The organism is Streptomyces sp. NPDC038707 (assembly GCF_040636485.1).
Lineage (GTDB): Bacteria > Actinomycetota > Actinomycetes > Streptomycetales > Streptomycetaceae > Streptomyces.
Map to the genome: position 1 here is coordinate 29,790 of NZ_JBEZUP010000020.1, position 19,681 is coordinate 49,470.

The window sequence follows — 19,681 nt, forward strand, 5'->3', positions numbered from 1 at the left end:
TCGGGACGCCGCGGCGGCCGTCGTGCCCGCCGCGGCGCCGGCGTGGGACGGGGCGGCGATCGGCAGGGCCGGTACGAGGGCGCCGGCGCTCACGCACGGAGGTTCCGGCGCCCGCCGGTCAGTACCGTCGCCGCCACCAGCAGGGCGGTCAGGGTGAGCAGGGCACCGGCGGCGAAGGCGTGGGCGGCGCCGTGGGTGAGGACGGCGTCCGGGGAGCCGGTGGCGTGCCGGGTCGCCGTGCCGTACACCGTGACCAGGACGGACAGCCCGACGGTGCCGCCCAGCCACTGGAGCGTCTGCAGCAGGCCGGAGGCGGCGCCGGCCTGCCGTGGGGCGACGGCGGACAGGATCGTCGCGTTCAGCGGCATGAAGCTCAGCCCGATGCCCAGGCCGACCAGGAGCAGCGGTCCGAGCAGCCCGGCCGCGTAGCCGTCCCCGGGCTCCAGCAGGGCCAGCAGGCCGGTGCCGAGCGTGGCCAGCGACAGGCCGGTCAGCAGCACCGGCTTGGTGCCGAACCGGGCGAGCAGCCGGGGCACCAGCCGTACGGTCGTGAACATCACCAGGGTCATCGGCAGGAAGGCGACACCGGCGCGGAGCGGGCTGTAGCGCAGCACCTGCTGGCCGAACAGGGTGAGGAAGTAGAACGCGCCGAACATGCCCGCGGGCAGCAGCAGGATGCTCACGTACCCGCCGGCCCGGTTCCGGTCGGCGAACAGGGACAGCGGCAGCACGGGCTGGTCCGCCCGGGACTCCAGCAGCAGGAAGCCGGCGAGCAGGACGGCCGCCGCGGCGAAACCGGCCAGTGCCCGGGGGTCGCTCCAGCCGCCCTCCGACACCCGGACGAACGCGTACACCAGCGAGGTCGTGCCGGCCGTGCCGGTGAGCGCGCCCGGCAGGTCGAACCGGCCGGCGTGGCGCGGGGTCTCGGGGACGGAGCGCGGGAGGGCGAGGGCCAGCGCGAGGCCGATGGGAACGTTGATCAGCAGTGCCCAGCGCCAGGACACCCACGAGGTGAGCATCCCGCCGAGGACCAGGCCGACGGAGCCGCCGATGCCGGCCATGGAGGAGTAGACGCTCAGCGCGCGGTGCCGGGGCGGGCCGTCGGGGAAGCTCGTGGTGATCAGGGCCAGGGTGCTCGGGGCGATCAGGGCGGCGCCGACGCCCTGGAGCGCGCGGGCGGCGAGCAGCCAGCCGGCGTCGGTGGCGAGGCCGCCGAGCAGGGACGACAGCGCGAACAGCAGGACGCCGGAGGTCAGGGTGCGGCGGCGGCCGAGGAGGTCGCCGGCCCGGCCGCCGAGCAGCAGCAGACCGCCGAAGGCGAGGGTGTAGGCGTTCAGCACCCAGGACAGTCCGGTGGGGCTGAAGCCGAGGCCCCGCTGGATGTCGGGCAGGGCTACGTTGACGACGGTGGAGTCGACGCCGACCATCAAGTAGGCGGTGACGATGACGAGGAGGGTGGTGCCGAGCCGCGCGGTCGACGCGGGCGGCGGTGCGGGGGCCGCGGGTGTGCCGGCGGACGGTGCGGACGGGGTGGACATGGCGGTCTCCCGGTCTGGGGTCCCCGGGCGCGCGGCTTCACGCGGGCAGGTGCGAGCTGCCACGCGGAGCGCTGTGACGGTAAGCGGGGACTGTCTCCGTTTGGTGCTCGATAAGATACGGAGGCAGTCCCCGGTTGGCAAGGAGTGAGTGGATGACGCAGGGCAGGCCCATGCGCGCGGACGCTCGGCGCAACTACGAGCGGTTGCTGAAGGTGGCGGCGGAGGCCTTCGCCGAGCATGGAGAGAACGCGTCACTCGATGACATCGCCAAGCGGGCGGGGGTCGGTTCGGGCACGCTGTACCGGCACTTCCCCACGCGGCAGGCGCTGTTGGAGGCGGCGTACGTGGACCGCATCGAGGCGCTGGGGGCGCGCGCCGACGAGCTGGCCAAGGAGCTGGCGCCGGGGGAGGCGCTGGCGGAGTGGCTGTACGAGCTGGCGGTCGGCACGATCCAGGTGCGCGGGATGAAGGCGCTGCTCGGGTCGGCGGTGACCGATGGCGGCACGGCGGCGCTGACCGCGTGCGGGGCGGTGGTGAAGGGGGCCGTGGCGCGGCTGGTGCTGGCGGCGCAGACGGAGGGCGCGCTGCGGGGGGATGTGGAGCCGATCGAGGTACTGCGGCTGGCCCACGGCGTGGCCACGGCGGCGGAGCTGGCGGGGGCGGGGGAGAAGGAGATCCGCCGCTACCTGAGTCTGCTGGGGGAGGGCTTGCGGGGCGGCGGGGGCTGACCGGTGAGGATGCTTGTCGGCGCGGGCGGCCGCAGCCGGCCGGGGGTGGGTTCGCCGGCCCGCACCGGCGGGGTGCCGCTCCCGGAGGAGCCCCCGGCCGGCCCGTGCCGTCCGGGGGCTCCTGCTCGAAGCGCTGCCGGAGTTACAGTGCCTTCGCCGCCGGGCGGACCATGTCGCGCACCGTGCGGGCCTTGACGAACTCGCCCATCGCCGTCATGTCCCATTCGCCGGAGAACTGGCGGATGAGCTTGGCCATCATGACGCCCGTGCGCGGCTCCGCGGCGGTGAGGTCGAAGCGGACCAGCTCCTCGTCCGTGGCCGCGTCGACCAGGCGGCAGTACGCCTTGGCGACCTCCGTGAACTTCTGGCCGGAGAAGGAGTTCACCGTGAAGACCAGGCCGGTGACCTCCTGGGGCAGCCGGCCGAGGTCGACCGTGATGACCTCGTCGTCGCCGCCGCCCTCGCCGGTCAGATTGTCACCGGAGTGCCGGATCGCGCCGTCGAGGATCACCAGGTTGCCGAAGTAGCAGCTGTCGATGGGGTTGCGCTGCGGGCCGTAGGCGATGACCGAGGCGTCCAGGTCGATGTCCTTGCCCCGGAACGCCGGTTCCCAGCCGAGGCCCATCCGCACCTGGGACAGCACCGGCCGGCCGCCCTTGACCAGCGACACGGTCTGGTTCTTCTGGAGGCTGACCCGGCCCTTGTCCAGATTGATCTTCCCCGCGCCCGGCACCGGAGCGGGCGGCGGGGTCGCCGGCTGCGGCGGGGCGGCCGGGGCGGCGGCCGGCCGCGGCGGGGCCACGGGGGCGGCCGGAGCCGGCGGGGCCGCGGCCGGTTCCTCCACCGTCACACCGAAGTCGGTCGCGATGCCCGCGAGCCCGTCGGCGTACCCCTGGCCGACGGCCCGCGCCTTCCACTGGCCGCCCCGGCGGTAGATCTCCACGATCACCAGCGCGGTCTCGGTGCCGAGCCGGGGCGGGGTGAACGTCGCCAGCACGGCCCCGCCGTCCGCGTCCCGGACCGTGGCCGTCGGCTCGATGCCCTGGAAGGTCTGGCCGGCCGCGTCCGGGCTGGCCGTGACGACGATCTTCTCGATCTCCGCCGGGACGGCGGCGGTGTCGACCGTGACCGCGTCCGGAGCCGCGCCGCCGCCCGAGCGGTAGGTGACGCCGGGGCCGTTCGGCTGGTTGTAGAAGATGAAGTCGTCGTCGGAACGCACCTTGCCGTCGCCGGTGAGCAGCAGGCCCGACACGTCGAGCCGCACCGGGGCGGAGACGTCCACCGTCACGCGCGCGGTCGGCAGAGGGATGTTCGAGCCTGGGGTCATAGCTGTCATGCCGGGTGAACGAACGACACCGCTTTACCGTTCCCTTACCGGCCGGAACCCGCCGAACGGCCCACGGAACCCGCCGGACGGCCTACGGCACCACCACGATCTTCCGCCCCACGCCCGCCGCGAACTGCTCCAGAGCCTGCGGATAGCGCTCCAGCGGGACGCGGTCGCTGATGAAGACCTCCGGGTCCAGCACCCCGTTCGCGAACAGCTCCGCCGCGCGCTCGAAGCTGTGCAGCACGGCCATGGAACCGGTGATCGTGATCTCCTGGTGGTAGATCCGGTACGGGTCGATGCTCACGCGGGTCGCGTAGTCCGCCACGCCGAACTGGAGGAAGGTGCCCGCCTTCGCCACCCGGTCCAGGCCGTCCTGGATCGCCGCCGCGTTGCCGGTCGCGTCCACGACCACGTCCCAGCCCTGCGGCCGGTCCAGCTCGTCCGCGCCGCCCGCCGCGCCCGTGACGCCGAGCCGGCGGGCGGTCTCCAGGCGGGCCGGGTTCACGTCGACCACGTCCACGCTCGCCGCGCCGGTCCGCTTGGCCAGCTCCAGCATCATCAGGCCCATCGTCCCGGAGCCGTAGATCAGCACGTGCGCGCCCAAACGGGAGCGGAGCACGTCGTAGCCGCGTACCGCGCAGGACAGGGGCTCCACCAGGGCCGCGTCCTCGGTGCGGACGTGCTCCGGCAGCTTCACGCAGTTCGCGACGGGGGCCACGGCGTACCGGGCCGCGCCGCCCGCCGCCGTCACGCCGATCGCCGCCCAGCGCTCGCACAGGTTGTTGTGGCCGGTCCGGCAGTAGCGGCACTCGTGGCAGTACAGGGAGGGGTCCACGGCCACCCGGTCGCCGGCCGACAGTTCGGTGACCCGGGCGCCGACCGCGACCACCTCGCCGGCGAACTCGTGCCCCGGCACGATCGGCAGCTTCGGCGCGAACTCACCCTGGAGGATGTGCAGGTCGGTGCCGCACAGGCCGCAGGCGGCGACCTCGACGACGACCTCGCGGGGCCCGGGCGCCGGGTCGGGGACCTCGGAGACGACGGCGCGGCCCACGGACTCGATGACGGCGGCCTTCATTTCACGGCTCCCAACGACAGGCCCTGGACCAGCTTGTCCTGGGCGGCGAACCCCGCGGCGAGCACCGGCAGGGAGATGACGAGCGACGCGGCGCACACCTTCGCCAGGAACAGGCCCTGGCTGGTGATGAAGCCGGTCAGGAAGACGGGGGCGGTCTCGGCGACCACGCCCGTCAGGACCCGGGCGAAGAGCAGCTCGTTCCAGCTGAAGATGAAGCAGATCAGGGCCGTGGCGGCGATGCCGGGCAGGGCGATCGGGGCCACCACGCGGGTGAGGACGACCGGGAGGCGGGCGCCGTCCACCCGGGCCGCCTCGATGACCGCGACCGGCACCTCGGCGAGGAAGGACTGCATCATCCACACCGCGATCGGCAGGTTCATGGAGGTGTACAGGACGACCAGCAGCCAGATGTTGTCGAGCAGCCCGGCGTTCTTCGCGAAGAGGTAGACCGGCAGCAGGCCCGCCACGGCCGGCAGCATCTTCGTCGACAGGAAGAAGAACAGCACGTCCGTCCACTTGCGCACCGGCCGGATCGACAGCGCGTAGGCCGCCGGGAGGGCCAGCAGCAGGACGAGGAGGGTGGAGGCGACCGAGGCCACCGCGGAGTTGGCCAGCGCGGGCCACGGGCTCGCGCCGCCGCCGCTGCCGAAGAACGCGCGGTAGCCGTCCAGGGTCAGGGCGGCGGTGAAGGACGGCGGGTTGGTCGCCGCGTCCGCCTCGGAGTGGAAGGACGTCAGCGCCATCCAGGCGATGGGCAGGAAGAACACGATCCCGGCGAACCAGGCCAGCAGGCCCGGCCCGTGGCGGCGTACGGCCCTCATGCGCGGGACACCTCCTCGCGGAACAGGGACGACACCACGCGCAGCGCGAACGTCGCGAGGACGAGCGAGCCGATGACCACCAGGACCCCGGCGGCGGAGGCCAGACCGTTCTCGTGGGCCTGGTAGAAGCTCTGGTACACGGTGTAGGGCAGGTTCGCGGTGCCCAGGCCCCCGGAGGTGATCGTGAACACCGCGTCGAAGTTCTGCACGATGTGGATCGAGCCCAGCAGGGCACCGAGTTCGAGGTAGCGGCGCAGGTGTGGCAGCGTGAGGTGGACGAAGATCTGCCGATTGCCCGCGCCGTCCACCCGGGCCGCCTCGATCTGCTGCTGGTCCCGGCTCTGCAGCCCGGCCAGCAGGATCAGCATCATGAACGGCGTCCACTGCCACACCAGGGAGACCTCGACGGCGAGCAGCGGGGTGCGGGAGATCCAGTCGGGCTGTGGGCCGCCCACATAGTGCGACAAGCCATTCAGCAGGCCGTATTCAGGGTTGTACAGCACATGCTTCCACAACAGGGCCGCCGCCACCGGCACCACCAGGAACGGCGCGATGAGCAGGGTGCGCACGATGCCCCGGCCGCGGAACCGGCGGTCCAGCAGCAGTGCCAGCGCGAGTCCCAGGACCAGGCTGGCCAGCACCACCGTCGTGGTGAGCAGCACGGTCGTCCCCACCGAGTGGCGCAGGTCCGCGTCGGTCAGGACCTGGCGGTAGTTGTCCAGGCCGGTGAAGCGGCGGGCCTTCGGATAGAGGGCGTTCCAGTCGAAGAAGGAGATCACCAGCGTGGCCGCGAACGGCAATTGGGTGACGGCGATCAGGAAGACCAGGGCGGGCAGCAGCGGGGCCCGGGTGGCCCAGGCGCGCAGCCGGGCGGGCGGCCGGCGCGCGGCGCGCACCGGGGTGCGGGTCAGAGGGGCGGTCGTCGCGGTCATCGTCCCTCGTACTCCTCGGAGATCCGTTCGGCGAGCCGCTGGGACGTGCGCAGCGCCGCGCCCACGGACTGGCGTCCGGCGATGGCCGCGCTGATCTCCTGGGAGACCTTGGTGCCCAGATCGGTGAACTCGGGGATGCCGACGAACTGGATGCCGGGCGCGGGGCGCGGCTGGACGCCGGGGTCGTCCGGGCGGCTGCTCTCGATGGCCTTCCGGGTCATCTCCTGGAAGGCGGCGGCGGACGCCCGGTACTCGGCGTTGGCGTACGTCGAGGCCCGTTTGCCCGCCGGGACGTTCGCCCAGCCGCTGGTCTCGCCGACCAGCCGTTCGTAGCCCTTGCCGGACGCCCAGGAGACGAACTTCCAGGCCTTGTCCGGGTTGCGGGAGGACTGCTGGATGCCCCAGGCCCAGGTGTAGAGCCAGCCGGAGGACGCGGTGCGCTCCACGGGCGCGGGGGCGTAGCCGAGCTTGCCGCGCACCGGGGAGTCCTCCGCCTCCAGCAGCCCGGCCGCGGAGGTGGCGTCGTACCACATGGCGGTCCTGCCCTGGGTCATGTTGTTCAGGCACTCGGCGAACCCGGACTGGGCGGCGCCGGACTCGCCGTGCCGGCGGACCAGGCCGACGTAGAACCCGGTCGCCTCCGCGAAGGCGGGCGAGTCGAGCCGGGCCTTCCAGTCCTTGTCGAACCAGGTGCCCCCGAAGGTGTTCACGACCGTGGTCAGCGGTGCCGTCAGCTCGCCCCAGCCGGGCAGTCCGCGCAGGCAGATGCCGCGCATGCCGGGCCGGGCGCCGTCCGCCTTCGCGGCCAGGCGGGCGACCTGGCGCCAGGTGGGGCGGGCGGGCATCGTCAGGCCCTTCGCCGCGAACACGTCCTTGCGGTACATCAGGAAGGACGACTCGCCGTAGAAGGGCTGCCCGTAGAGCTTGCCGTCGGTGCCGGTCAGGGCCTCGCGCAGGGGCCGCAGGATGTCCGGTTCGTCGTACGCGGGGTCCTTCGCCACGTACGAGTCCATCTCGTGCAGCCAGCCGTTGCGGGCGTAGACCGGGATCTCGTAGTTGGACAGGGTGGCGACGTCGTACTGGCCGGCCTGGTTGGCGAAGTCCTGGCTGATCTTGTCGCGGACGTCGTTCTCCGGCAGGACCGTGAAGTTGACCTTGATGCCGGTGTCCCGGGTGAAGTGGGCGGCGGTCAGCCTCCGCAACTCGGTCATCTGCGGGTTGTTGACCATCAGGACGTTGATGGCGTCGCCGGAACCGGCCCCGCCCGCACCGGCCCAGCAGCCGGACAGCAGCGGGGCGAGCAGCGTCCCGGCGGCCATGACGAGCGCCGCTCGCGGCCTCCGTCGGCTCGGGGTGCGCATGGATCGCTCCTGGATAGAAGGGGACATAAAGGGCATGCGAAGGGTTGCCGAAGGGTTGCCACGGCCGGGGAAAGGGGCAGGGCGGGCGGTCAGACCCGGATGACCTGAGGGCCCAGCAGGGAGTAGCGATGGGCCTCGGCGGACGGCAGGAGGGTGCTGGTCACGATCGTCTCCAGCGCGCCGACCTCCGCGAACCGGCAGAAGCCGACGGCGCCGAACTTGCTGTGCACGCCCGCGAAGACGGTGCGGCGGGCGGCCCGCACGGCCTGCGCCTTCACCTCGCCGACCGCCGGGTCGGGGGTGGTCAGGCCGTACTCGCGGGATATGCCGTTGGCCCCGATGTAGGCGAGGTCGAGCACGAAGCCCGCCAGCATCCTCGTCGTCCAGTGGTCGACGGTGGCCAGCGTGCCGGCGCGGACCCGGCCGCCGAGCAGCAGCACGGACACCCGGTCGGCCTGGGCGAGGGCGCCCGCGACGGGCAGGGAGGCGGTCACGACGGTCAGCGGGCGGTCCCGGGGCAGTGCCTCGGCGATGAGCCGCGGGGTGAAGCCCTCGTCGACGAAGACCGTCTCCGCCTCCCCGAGCAGCCCGGCCGCCGCCGCGGCGATCCGGCGTTTCTCGGGCACCCGGCTGGTGGCGCGGAAGGCCAGCGTCGTCTCGAAGCCGGCGCTCTCCACCGGACAGGCGCCGCCATGGGTGCGGCGGACGAGGCCGTGGTCCTCCAGCACCCGCAGATCACGCCGGACGGTCTCCTTGGCCACGCCGAGTTCGGCGGCGAGGGCGGTGACGTCCACCGAGCCGGTGGCGCGCGCGACCCGCACGATCTCGCGCCGGCGTGCCTCCGCGGTCCAGGCGCCCATGTCGTCACCCGCCTCCCTGTGGAGTTGCCCGTTCGGGCCCATGGGGGAAGTTCTACCGTCGGCGCGCGGCGCTGACCAGGCCCGTCGCGGGCCCGATGCTGCCCGTTCGGGCCCGTTTCCCCCGGGCCGTGCCCGCGGCGGACCTGCGCGGCCGTCCGGCACGAGGCGGAAGCGGGCACCGCGGATGCCCGGACAGGGCGGCGGGCGGGCCCGTTCGGTGCCCGCCCGCGCGCGTGGACGTCCGTTTCCGGCCGCCGGGGCGTCACCCGGGGCCGGCCGGGGTTCAGTACGGCCAGATGGGCGGGTCGTTCACGAAGTGCCCGCCCAGGCGGCCGTGGGCCGGGTTCTCCGGGTCCAGCTCGCCCTGCTCGGCGATGAGCTTCGCCGCGTACGGCTCGGAGTCGTCCTGGGGGTCGTAGCCGAGCGCCCGCGCGCTGCTCAGGTCCCACCACAGGCGGGTGTTGGCGGAGGAGCCGTAGACCACCGTGTGCCCGACCCCCTCGGCGGTGAGGGCCGCGTGGAACAGGCGGGCGCCGTCGGCGGGGCTCATCCACACCGAGAGCATGCGCACGCTGGTGGGCTCCGGGAAGCAGGAGCCGATGCGCACCGAGACGGTCTCCAGGCCGTGCTTGTCCCAGTAGAACTGGGCCAGGTCCTCGCCGAAGGACTTGGACAGGCCGTAGAAGGTGTCCGGGCGGCGCGGGGTGTCGACCGGGATGAGCGGCTCGCCCGGGCGCGGGGCCGGGGTGAAGCCGACGGCGTGGTTGGAGGAGGCGAACACGATCCGCCCGACGCCCTCCTCGCGCGCGGCCTCGTACAGGTTGTAGGTGCCCTCGATGTTCGACCGGAGGATCTTCTCGAAGGGCGCCTCCAGGGAGATGCCCGCGAGGTGCAGGACCGCGTCCACGCCCCGCACCGCCTCGCGCAGCGCGTCCCTGTCGGTGAGGTCCGCGGTGATCGCGTCCGGCTCGCCCTCGACGGGGCGGACGTCGAACAGGCGCAGGGCGTAACCGTGCTCGGGCAGCAGGGACCGCATCAGGGTGCCGAGCCCGCCGGCGGCGCCGGTGAGCAGGACGGTACGGGGAGCGGGCATCCTTCGATCTCCTTGGTGTCCGGGAACCAGCGTCCTCAACGGCCGCATGCGTGGACATGGTTCACATGCGTGGACACGCTAGGGAGGGGTGCCGCGCTCCGTCAAGTGTGCCCCGCGGCGGGCGAATCCGCTGCTCTGTTGCCCGTTCTCCGGCTTGACCCGCCGTAAGGGCGGCCCTTAGCGTGAGGCTGTTCAGAAATATAGACACTGATCAGAAACATGCACCGTCAGGGAGCGCCTGTGACGCCAGCCCCTCTCGCCGCCCGGCTCCGCGACCCGCGCGGGCCGCTCTTCTTCCCCGTCACGGCCTACGGCCCCGGCGGCGCACTCGACCTGGACGCCTACCGCACCCATGTGCGCCGGGGCGTCGAAGCCGGTGCCGCCGCCGTCTTCGCCGCCTGCGGCACCGGGGAGTTCCACGCGCTGCTGCCGGAGGAGTTCGAGGCCTGCGTGCGCGCGGCCGTCGAGGCCGCCGACGGGCGCGTCCCGGTCGTGGCGGGCGCCGGGTACGGCACCGCCCTCGCCGTCCGCTACGCCAGGCTCGCCGAGGACGCGGGCGCCGACGGCCTCCTCGCCATGCCGCCGTACCTGGTGGTCGCCGGCCAGGAGGGCCTGCTGCGGCACTACCGCGAGCTGGCCGCGGCCACCGGCCTGCCGGTGATCGTCTACCAGCGCGACAACGCCGTCTTCACCCCGGAGACCGCGGTCGAACTCGCCCGCACCGAGGGCGTCATCGGCCTCAAGGACGGCCTCGGCGACCTCGACCTGATGCAGCGCGTGGTCAGCGCCGTGCGCACCGAGGTGCCCGGCGACTTCCTGTACTTCAACGGCCTGCCCACCGCCGAGCAGACCCAGCTCGCCTACCGTGCGCTGGGCATCACCCTGTACTCCTCCGCGGTGTTCTGCTTCGCGCCCGAGATCGCCCTCGCCTTCCACCGCGCCCTCGGCACCGGCGACCTGCCCCTCGCGCACCGGCTCCTGGACGGCTTCTACGGCCCGTTCGCCGACCTGCGCGCCCAGGGCCGCGGCTACGCGGTCTCCCTGGTCAAGGCGGGCGTACGGCTGCGCGGCCTGGACGTCGGCGAGGTCCGGCCCCCGCTGCACGAACCGGCCGAGGAGCACGTCAAACAGCTCGCCCGGCTGATCGAGCGCGGCCAGGCGCTGCTGGAGGGGGAGGCGTGAGGACGTCGGCGTTCGTCTACCCCTGGGACGTGGGCGGCGACCCGGAGGCACCCGCGCGCATCGCCGGGCTCGGCGTCGGGCAGGTCACCCTCGCCGCCGCCTACCACTCCACCCGCGCGCTGACCCCCCGACACCCCCGGCACCGGATCGTCACCGCCGAGTACGCGGCCGTCCTCTATCCCCCCGGCGACCGCTGGGCGGGCCGTGGCCTGCGCCCCTACCCGGCCGGCCGCTGGGCCCCGGGCGACGCCTACGCGGAGGCCGCCGAGGCCCTGGCCGCGGCCGGGCTGGAGGTGCACACCTGGGTCGTCCTCGCCCACAACTCCCGCATGGGCGCCGAACACCCGGACACCTCCGTCGTCAACGCCTACGGCGACCGCTACCCGTGGGCGCCCTGCATCGCCCAGCCCGGCACCCGCGCCTACCTGACCGACCTGGCCGCCGAGGCCGCCGTACGCCCCGGCGCGCACGGCACCGAACTGGAGTCCCTGGGCTGGTACGGGCTCCAGCACCTGCACGCCCACGACAAGACCGCCGGCGTCGCCCTCGGGGAGGCCGGGCAGTACCTGATGTCCCTGTGCTTCTGCCCGTCCTGCCGGGCCGGCTACGGCGACCGGGGCCTGGACGCCGACGCGCTGGCCGCGGCCGTGCGCGAGGCGCTGGAACCGCTGTGGCGGGGCACGGCCGACGACACCGGCTGGCCGACGGTGGAGAAGCTGCTCGGGGCGGAGCCGGCGGCGGCCACGCGCGCCTGGCGGGACACCACCGCCCGCACCCTCCAGGAGGAGGCCGTCGCCGCCGTGCGCGCCGCCGCGCCCCAGGGCTTCCGGGTGCTGCTGCACGCCGATCCGGTCTCCTACCACTGCGGAGCCAACGCGGGCGTCGACCCCGCCCACATCCTGTCCGTGGCCGACGGCGTCGTGGTGCCCTGCACCGGCGGCACGGACCTGCTGGCGCCGTTCGCCGCCGCCGCCCGGGAGGGGACGGTGCTGGCCGCCAACCTCACCGTCGTCGGCGGCATGGGCGGCAGCCCCGGCACGCTCGCGGCGGACGCGGCCCGCGCCCGGGACGCCGGCGCGACCGAACTGCGGCTGTACCACGCCGGGCTGGCGTCGGACGAGGACCTGGCGGCGGTGCGGGCCGGGTTGTCCGCCCTCTGAGGGGGTCCGGCCGTCCGAGCGGGCGCGGCCCTTTCACGCGGGGCCGGACGGGGACTGTGCCGTGGTGGCCGGCCGCCGGCGCAGCGGGGCGGCCGTCGCCAGCAGGGCCAGGCCGCACAGCGGCAGCAGCAGCCCGGGGCCGGCCGGCCCCACCAGGCCGGCCCCGGCGGCCAGCCCGAGTGCCGTGGGCGTGAACATCAGCGTGTTCGCGGTGGCCGTCGCCCGGCCCAGCAGCGCCCCCGGCGTCTCCCGCTGCACGGCGGTGAGCGCGGCGACCAGCACACAGGGCAGGCCCAGTCCGCCGGCCACGCTCGACGCCAGGGCCACCGGGTCCCACGCCACGGCCCGCGTCGCCGCCGCGACCGCGGTCAGCGCGATCCCGGCCGCCGCGAACCGCCGCGCGCCCAGCCGGCGCAGCGCCGGCCCGGCGAGCAGCCCGGCCGCCACCGAGCCGGCGCCCTGGGCCGCGTACAGCACGCCCAGGTAGGCGGGGGAGTGGCCGAGCCGGTCGAGCACGGTGTACACCGCCGTGCTCGCCACCGCGGTGAACAGCATCGTCAGGCCGCCCGCCAGGACCAGCGGGCGCAGCACCGGGTGCCCCCACAGGTACCGGGTGCCCTCGGCGGTCTCCCGCCACCAGCCCGTGCCGGACGGTACGGGCTGCTCCTCGCGCACCCGCAGCAGGGCGCACACCCCGGCCGCGAGCACGAAACTGGCCGCGTCCAGGCAGGCCACGGCCGGTCCGCCCCAGACCGCGTACAGGCCCGCGCCGGTCAGCGGGGCGACGAGTTTCATGCCCTCGGTGACCGTCATCCGCAGCCCGTTGAAGTCGCCGAGCAGGTCCGCGCCGACCACGGAGGTCACCAGCGCCGACTCGGCGGCGTCATGCACGGTGCCGGCCGCGCCGTACACCAGCAGCACGGCGTACAGCAGCCACAGGCGGCCGGGGGAGTCGACGGCGAACAGCACCGGGAGCAGCGCGGCGAGGCCCAGGTTCAGGCAGACCAGCAGGGGTCTGCGGCGCACCCGGTCGGCGAGCGTGCCGAGCGCCGGCCCGGCGAGCGAGGGCGCCCACATGGCGAGCATGCACAGCGCGGCGAGGGCGTCGGAGCCGGTCATGTCCTTCACCCACACTCCTGAGGCCAGCCACAGGGAGGAGGTGCCGAACCCGGACACCACCACGGCGCCCAGATACAGCGCCGCGTCGCGGTCCCGCAGCACACGGAACGCGGTCGGAGAAGTCGTCATGCCCGCCCATCGTGGGCCTGAGGCACCAGGGCGGGGATCGGGCGGATGCCCGAGGCCGGGGGGCGGGGACGGGGGCGTTCGTAAGGCCCCCGCCGGCCGCCACCCCGGCGCGGCGGTGTCAGGGCGTCAGAAGCCCTTGACCCGCCACTCCTGCGAGTCGTTGCCGGTCTTCGACCACAGGGTCAGATAGGTGCCGTCGTTCAGCGAGTCCCCCTTGGGGGTGACGGCCTTGCCGAGGCGGTTGGTCACGGCGCCCCCGTCCTGCTTGAACAGCTGTGACGCGTTGCCGTTGCAGGTCCACAGGGTCAGTACGGCGCCGTTGGTGTCCTCCGCGTCGGCCTGCGGCGTCAGGCACTTGCCGCTCGCCTTGTGGACGAGGCGGCCGTCCTTGAAGGCCCACCGCTGGCTCTCGGACCCGATGCAGTGCCAGACCGTGACGATGGTTCCGTTGGCGGTGCCGTCGCCCTTGGGCGTGGCACAAGTGAATCCCGGTTTGGTGAAGTTGGACATCCACCCCCAGCCGTCGACCGCCGCCCCGGCGGACGGGTTGAGGGAGAACACCACGCGTTTGCCGCCGACGTCCTTGTCCTCCAAGGCTTCGTTGAGGCCCCACAGACGCCCGGCGTTCGGGTCCCAGGAGAGGTTCTGGGTCAGCCATGGCGCCTGCGTGAGCACGTGCGTCGCCTCGCCCTCCGCTGCCACGTGGACGCACGAGTAGCCCGCGTGCCAGGACGCCGGGCAGTCGCCGCTCAGGTAGAAGTGGGTGCCGTCGGTGGCGACGCCCTGCACGTTGAGCACCGGGTCGGCGTAGTAGCCGCGGGAGGCCGAGGTCACCTTGGCGGGGAGCTGGGTCCCCAGTTGCGCCAGCGGCCAGCGGACGATGCGCGCCCCGCTGTTCGTGCCGATGTTCTCCGCGGAGACCAGGCTGGAGGTCGACCGGTCCACGCTCAGGCTGCTCAGGCACACCACGTTCTTGGCGGGTCCGCAGGTGCGCACGCCCGCGCCGAACGGCTGGGGGTCGGTGTCGGCGACGGCGCCGGGCTTGGTGGTGTAGCGGGCCAGCAGCGGCAGGGCCCACCTGTGGTAGCGGGCGGAGGCGCGCCCCCCGATCAGTCCGGTGGCGGCGCTGCTCGTGTCGTCCATCCTCCACAGGTGCCTGAGGTCGTACACCTGGAGTTCCACGCCGTTGGCCACGAAGAGCCGGTCGCCGTACCAGGCTATTCCGTCCGCGTGCGACTGGTAGGACAGTTCCCTGAAGTTGCCCAGCGTCGGTTCCACCAGCGCCACGTGGCCGTACGTCACCTGGTCACCCGTCGACTGGATGATCGAGATCCGGGTGTACTGCTCGTTCGGCTTTCCGTCGGCGAACTTTCCGAAGTACCAGGAGGCGACGTAGAGGTGCCGGCCCTCGTACAGGCCGCCCGCGTAGGCGGCGTGTGATCCGGTGAACCCCTGCGGCATCCAGCCGCCTTCGGGGACCTTGTCCGTGTCCGTGTATCCGGTGAGGTCGTCAATATCGTCCCAGCAGAAGCCGTCGTAGGCCAGCGCGCCGTTGAGCCCGGTGCCGTGGCACAGGTGGGGTTTGCCGGTGTGGGAGTCCAGGACCTCGGTGACGGACGCCTTCGCGACACCGGCCGCCTCCGCCGACTCGATCAGGGCCTCGTTGCCACCGCTGACTCGCGTCAGGGTGAAGTCGGCGTCGAAAGAGGTCAGCTGGGATGCCGCCTGGGCGGGCTGTGCGGGAAGCAGCAGACCGGCGGCCAACGCCGCGCCGGCCACGGGGGTCAGGACACGCCGTACGTGTTCGAACAATCGTTTCACGGGGGGTAAGTCAACCACGGCACGGCCGACTTGCTCCGATTAGCCTGCCGAAGTGGCCGGTGTGCACCTGGGGTTCCGAACCGCAAAGCGGAACTCCCGCTCCCGCAACGTCCTTTGTCAGAACCATTGACGAAACTTGCGCCCCCTCCTACCTTCAACGCGTCGTACTCCGTACGTCATATATGAGACGCGATATGTGAGATCCGAGAGGGCCGCATGACCTCTGTGCCCACCCCGATCCCGTCCCGCACGCAGTACGTGCTGGACGCGATCAAACACCGCATCCTCACCGGGCAGCTGACGCCCGGTCAGGCGCTGGTGGAGACGGAACTGGCCGCGCAGTTCGGGGTGTCCAAGACCCCGGTGCGCGAGGCGCTGAAGACCCTCGCCGGAACCGGCCTGGTCGTGATGAGCCAGTACAAGGGCGTCACGGTGCGCATGGTGGACGCGGACATGGCGCGCGAGGTCTACGACGTACGGCTGCTGCTGGAGCCGGAGGCGCTGCGCCGGGCCGTGGCCGACGGAGCCTCCCTGGAGGCCGCCCGCGCCGCGCTGACCCGCGCCGACGACGCCACCGACGCCGCCGAACGTTCCCTGGCCAACCGCGAGTTCCACCGCGCGCTGTACCTGCCGTGCGGCAACCCGCTGCTCGCCCGGATGCTGGACCAGGTCCGCGACCAGGCCGCCCTCGTCTCCGCCGTCGCCTGGGCCACCGACCCCTCCTGGGAGCGGGAGGCCGCCGAGCACCGGGAGATCCTGCGGCTCGCCCTGGACGGCGACGCGGACGGGGCCGCGGGCGCCCTGCACGCCCACATCGCGTCCTTCGTCCGGCGGGCGTTCCCCGAGCCCCTCCCCACGGAAGGCGAGCAATGAGCAGCGTGACCTTCGAGACCCAACGGGCGGCCCTGGCCGAGGTGGTGGCCATCCCGGTGACCCCCTTCGCCGCGGACGGCACCATCGACACCGCCACCCACCGTGCGCTGCTGCGCCGTCTGCTCGACGGCGGCATCACCACCCTCACCCCGAACGGCAACACCGGCGAGTTCTACGCCCTCACCCCCGAGGAGCGCCGGCTGGTCGCCGAGATCACCGTGGACGAGGCCGGCGACCGCGCCGCCATCCTGGCCGGCGTGGGCCACGACCTGCCCACCGCCATCGCCTCCGCCCGGCACGCCGAGGGCCTCGGCGCCCGGATGGTCATGGTCCACCAGCCGGTGCACCCGTACGTGTCCGCGGCCGGCTGGGTCGACTACCACCGCGCCATCGCCGAGGCCGTCCCCGAGCTGGGCGTGGTGCCGTACATCCGCAACGCGCAGCTGCCCGGCGCCCGGCTGGCCGAACTCGCCGACCACTGCCCGAACGTCATCGGGGTGAAGTACGCCGTCCCGGACGCCGCCCACTTCGCGGCCTTCGCCCGGGACGCCGGCCTGGACCGCTTCGCCTGGGTGGCCGGACTCGCCGAGCCGTACGCCCCCTCCTACTTCTCCGCAGGCGCCACCGGCTTCACCTCCGGGCTCGTCAACGTCGCCCCGGCCGTCTCCCGCGCCATGCTGGACGCGCTGCGCGCCGGCGACTACCCGGCCGCCATGAAGGTCTGGGAGCAGATCCGCCGCTTCGAGGAGTTGCGCGCCGCGCAGGGCAGCGCCAACAACGTCACCGTCGTCAAGGAGGCCCTCGCCGCGCTCGGCCTCTGCCGCCGGGACGTCCGCCCGCCCAGCAGGCCGCTGCCCGAGGACGAACGTGCCGAGGTCGCCGCGATCGCCGCCGGATGGTCCATATGAACGCAGCCCCCAGGCGCCCCGAGGAACTGCGCAGCCACCAGTGGTACGGCACCGACGGGCTCCGCTCCTTCAGCCACCGCGCCCGCACCCGCCAGCTCGGCTACCTGCCCGAGGAACACCTGGGCAAGCCGGTCATCGCCATCCTCAACACCTGGTCCGACATCAACCCCTGCCACGTCCACCTGCGCGACCGCGCCCAGGCCGTCAAGCGCGGGGTGTGGCAGGCGGGCGGCTTCCCGCTGGAGTTCCCGGTCTCCACGCTCAGCGAGACCTTCCAGAAGCCGACCCCCATGCTCTACCGCAATCTGCTCGCCATGGAGACCGAGGAACTGCTGCGCTCCTACCCGGTCGACGGGGCGGTGCTCATGGGCGGCTGCGACAAGTCCACGCCCGCGCTGCTGATGGGCGCGGCCTCCGCCGACCTGCCCGCGGTGTTCGTGCCCGCCGGTCCGATGCTCCCGGGCCACTGGCGCGGCGAGGTCCTCGGCTCCGGCACCGACATGTGGAAGTACTGGGACGACAAGCGGGCCGGCCTCATCGGCGACTGCGAAATGGCCGAGCTGGAGAGCGGCCTGGCCCGCTCGCCCGGCCACTGCATGACGATGGGCACGGCGTCCACGCTCACCGCGGCGGCCGAGGCGCTCGGGGTGACCGTGCCGGGCGCGTCCAGCATCCCGGCGGTGGACTCCGGGCACGACCGGATGGCGGCGAAGGCGGGCATGACCGCCGTGGACCTCGTCCACCAAGGCCGCAGGCTGTCCGCCGTCCTCACCCCGGAGGCCTTCGAGGACGCCGTCACCACCGTGCTCGGCCTCGGCGGCTCCACCAACGCGGTGATCCACCTCATCGCCATGGCCGGCCGGGCCGGGGTCCGGCTCACCCTGGACGACTTCGACCGCATCGCCCGCACGGTCCCGGTCCTCGCCAACGTCCGCCCCGGCGGACAGAAGTACCTGATGGAGGATTTCCACTTCGCCGGCGGCCTGCCCGGCTTCCTGTCCCGGATCACCGACCTGCTCCACCTGGACCGGCCGACGGTGTCCCACGACACCCTGCGCGAACAGCTCGCCGGTGCCCGGGTCCACGACGACGACGTCATCCGCACCCGGGACAACCCGGTGGCGAGCGAGGGCGGGGTCGCCGTACTGCGCGGCAACCTCTGCCCGGACGGCGCGGTCATCAAGCACATCGCCGCCGAGCCGCGCCTGCTCAGGCACACCGGCCCGGCCGTCGTCTTCGACGACTACAAGACCATGCAGCGCACCATCAACGACCCCGCGCTCGGCATCACCGCCGACAGCGTCCTGGTGCTGCGCAACGCCGGCCCCAAGGGCGGCCCGGGCATGCCCGAGTACGGCATGCTGCCCATCCCGGACCACCTGCTGAAGCAGGGCGTGCGGGACATGGTCCGGATCTCCGACGCCCGGATGAGCGGCACGAGCTACGGCGCGTGCGTGCTGCACGTGGCCCCCGAGTCCTACGTCGGCGGACCGCTGGCCCTGGTGCGCACCGGCGACCTCATCACGCTCGACGTCGAGGCGCGCACCCTCCGGCTCGAGGTGGACGACGCCGAACTGGAGCGCCGCAGGGCCGAGTGGACCCCGCCGCCCGTGCGCTACGAACGCGGCTACGGCGCGCTCTACAGCGAGCAGATCACCCAGGCGGACACCGGCTGCGACTTCGAGTTCCTCGCCCGGCCGGGCACCGTGCAGGACCCGTACGCGGGCTGAACCGCCCTCGACCACGACCCCCTTCGGTCGAGATCTCGAACACTGATCGGAAAGCGCTTCACCGAGAACGGAGAACAGTCATGGCCCAAGCCGCAGCCGTGGCGAAACCGCCCGCGCCACCCCGGCGGCGCCGTGCCTCCGCCACCCCGCGCAGGCTGCCGTATCTGCTGATCGCCCCGGCGGCCCTGCTGATGCTGGGATTCATCGCCTACCCGGTGCTCAGCGTCTTCTACTACAGCCTGCGGAACTACAACCCCACCAAGCCCTGGCGGAACGGATTCGCGGGCCTGGACAACTTCACCCACGCCTTCGCCCACGACCCGCAGTTCTGGGACACCCTGACCTTCAGCGCCAAGTGGGTCGTGGTGGAAGTCGGCTTGCAGCTGCTGTTCGGTCTCGCGCTGGCGCTCATCGTCAACCAGACCTTCGTCGGCCGGGCGGTGGGCCGCGCGCTCGTCTTCTCGCCCTGGGCGGTCTCCGGCGTGCTGACCTCCGCCATCTGGGTGCTGCTCTACAACTCCCAGACCGGCATCAGCCGTTACCTCGCCGACGCGGGCCTCGGCTCGTACGGCACCAGCTGGCTGTCGGACACCTCCACGGTGTTCCCGGCGACCGTGGTCGCCGACCTGTGGCGCGGGGTGCCGTTCTTCGCGATCCTCATCCTCGCCGACCTCCAGTCCGTCTCCAAGGACCTGTACGAGGCCGCCGAGGTCGACGGGGCGAGCCGGCTCAAGCAGTTCTGGCACATCACCCTGCCCCACCTGAAGGACGCCATCGTCCTGTCCACGCTGCTGCGCGCGGTGTGGGAGTTCAACAACGTCGACCTGCTCTACACCCTGACCGGCGGCGGCCCGGCCGGCGAGACCACCACCCTGCCGCTGTACATCGCCAACACATCCGTCGACGCCCACAACTTCGGCTACGCCTCCGCCCTCACCACGGTGGCGTTCGTGATCCTGCTCTTCTGCTCGATCGTCTATCTGCGGCTGAGCAAGTTCGGAGGTGAGTCCAGGTGATC

17 protein-coding genes are annotated in these 19,681 nt (G+C 73.0%); 7 read left to right on the forward strand and 10 right to left on the reverse strand.

Translation table 11 applies throughout. The features are described 5' to 3' along the window. Positions 1-89: 89 nt before the first annotated feature. Entirely contained in the window at positions 90-1,538 is a 1,449-nt protein-coding gene (locus AB0E62_RS25220; protein WP_362198000.1) for an MFS transporter, read from the reverse strand. Positions 1,539-1,690: 152 nt separating this feature from the next. Here AB0E62_RS25220 and AB0E62_RS25225 point away from each other — a divergent pair, with 152 nt between their 5' ends. Beyond that, on the forward strand, positions 1,691-2,266 hold the full coding sequence (locus AB0E62_RS25225; protein WP_362198003.1) for a helix-turn-helix domain-containing protein: 576 nt from the start codon (positions 1,691-1,693) through the stop codon (positions 2,264-2,266). A gap of 142 nt (positions 2,267-2,408) precedes the next feature. Here AB0E62_RS25225 and AB0E62_RS25230 read toward each other — a convergent pair whose 3' ends face one another. The 7 genes from AB0E62_RS25230 to AB0E62_RS25260 all read right to left on the reverse strand — a co-directional run bounded on the left by AB0E62_RS25230 (position 2,409) and on the right by AB0E62_RS25260 (position 9,741). Beyond that, positions 2,409-3,593 (reverse strand): TerD family protein, encoded by a 1,185-nt coding sequence (locus AB0E62_RS25230; protein ID WP_362198006.1) that lies wholly within the window; start codon positions 3,591-3,593, stop codon positions 2,409-2,411. A gap of 91 nt (positions 3,594-3,684) precedes the next feature. Then, a complete protein-coding gene (locus AB0E62_RS25235; RefSeq protein ID WP_362198009.1) occupies positions 3,685-4,674 on the reverse strand; it encodes a zinc-dependent alcohol dehydrogenase family protein in 990 nt (329 codons plus the stop codon). Then, the gene (locus AB0E62_RS25240; RefSeq protein ID WP_362198012.1) at positions 4,671-5,495 is read right to left on the reverse strand and encodes a carbohydrate ABC transporter permease; all 825 of its coding nucleotides are present in this window, start codon (positions 5,493-5,495) and stop codon (positions 4,671-4,673) included. Before AB0E62_RS25240 ends, AB0E62_RS25235 begins: the two co-directional genes overlap by 4 nt. After that, positions 5,492-6,427: a sugar ABC transporter permease gene (locus AB0E62_RS25245; RefSeq protein WP_362198015.1), complete on the reverse strand. Its 936-nt coding sequence runs from the start codon at positions 6,425-6,427 to the stop codon at positions 5,492-5,494. Before AB0E62_RS25245 ends, AB0E62_RS25240 begins: the two co-directional genes overlap by 4 nt. Beyond that, a complete protein-coding gene (locus tag AB0E62_RS25250; RefSeq protein WP_362198018.1) occupies positions 6,424-7,788 on the reverse strand; it encodes a sugar ABC transporter substrate-binding protein in 1,365 nt (454 codons plus the stop codon). The genes AB0E62_RS25245 and AB0E62_RS25250 overlap by 4 nt, the downstream gene beginning before the upstream one ends. Positions 7,789-7,877: 89 nt before the next feature. After that, a complete protein-coding gene (locus AB0E62_RS25255) occupies positions 7,878-8,648 on the reverse strand; it encodes a DeoR/GlpR family DNA-binding transcription regulator (RefSeq protein ID WP_362198241.1) in 771 nt (256 codons plus the stop codon). 283 nt (positions 8,649-8,931) lie between these two features. Beyond that, positions 8,932-9,741 (reverse strand): NAD(P)-dependent oxidoreductase, encoded by an 810-nt coding sequence (locus AB0E62_RS25260; protein WP_362198021.1) that lies wholly within the window; start codon positions 9,739-9,741, stop codon positions 8,932-8,934. Between the two features lie 240 nt (positions 9,742-9,981). Between AB0E62_RS25260 and AB0E62_RS25265 the strand changes: the two genes are divergently transcribed. Both AB0E62_RS25265 and AB0E62_RS25270 read left to right on the forward strand, forming a co-directional pair. After that, positions 9,982-10,923 (forward strand): 5-dehydro-4-deoxyglucarate dehydratase, encoded by a 942-nt coding sequence (locus tag AB0E62_RS25265; RefSeq protein WP_362198023.1) that lies wholly within the window; start codon positions 9,982-9,984, stop codon positions 10,921-10,923. Next, on the forward strand, positions 10,920-12,083 hold the full coding sequence (locus AB0E62_RS25270; protein ID WP_362198026.1) for a hypothetical protein: 1,164 nt from the start codon (positions 10,920-10,922) through the stop codon (positions 12,081-12,083). The genes AB0E62_RS25265 and AB0E62_RS25270 overlap by 4 nt, the downstream gene beginning before the upstream one ends. 33 nt (positions 12,084-12,116) lie before the next feature. Here AB0E62_RS25270 and AB0E62_RS25275 read toward each other — a convergent pair whose 3' ends face one another. Both AB0E62_RS25275 and AB0E62_RS25280 read right to left on the reverse strand, forming a co-directional pair. Continuing rightward, positions 12,117-13,331, reverse strand: coding sequence for an MFS transporter (locus AB0E62_RS25275; protein ID WP_362198029.1), 1,215 nt, complete (start codon positions 13,329-13,331; stop codon positions 12,117-12,119). A gap of 126 nt (positions 13,332-13,457) precedes the next feature. After that, a complete protein-coding gene (locus tag AB0E62_RS25280; protein ID WP_362198032.1) occupies positions 13,458-15,152 on the reverse strand; it encodes an RICIN domain-containing protein in 1,695 nt (564 codons plus the stop codon). A gap of 216 nt (positions 15,153-15,368) precedes the next feature. On the opposite strand from AB0E62_RS25280, the gene AB0E62_RS25285 reads away from it, so the two are divergent. From AB0E62_RS25285 to AB0E62_RS25300, 4 genes are all read left to right on the forward strand, one after another. After that, positions 15,369-16,025, forward strand: coding sequence for a GntR family transcriptional regulator (locus AB0E62_RS25285; RefSeq protein WP_362198035.1), 657 nt, complete (start codon positions 15,369-15,371; stop codon positions 16,023-16,025). Beyond that, entirely contained in the window at positions 16,022-16,933 is a 912-nt protein-coding gene (locus tag AB0E62_RS25290; RefSeq protein ID WP_362198038.1) for a dihydrodipicolinate synthase family protein, read from the forward strand. The genes AB0E62_RS25285 and AB0E62_RS25290 overlap by 4 nt, the downstream gene beginning before the upstream one ends. Further along, the gene (gene araD, locus AB0E62_RS25295) at positions 16,921-18,663 is read left to right on the forward strand and encodes an L-arabinonate dehydratase (RefSeq protein ID WP_362198041.1); all 1,743 of its coding nucleotides are present in this window, start codon (positions 16,921-16,923) and stop codon (positions 18,661-18,663) included. The genes AB0E62_RS25290 and araD overlap by 13 nt, the downstream gene beginning before the upstream one ends. Positions 18,664-18,743: 80 nt before the next feature. Further along, on the forward strand, positions 18,744-19,679 hold the full coding sequence (locus AB0E62_RS25300) for a sugar ABC transporter permease (protein ID WP_362198044.1): 936 nt from the start codon (positions 18,744-18,746) through the stop codon (positions 19,677-19,679). Positions 19,680-19,681 lie beyond the last annotated feature (2 nt).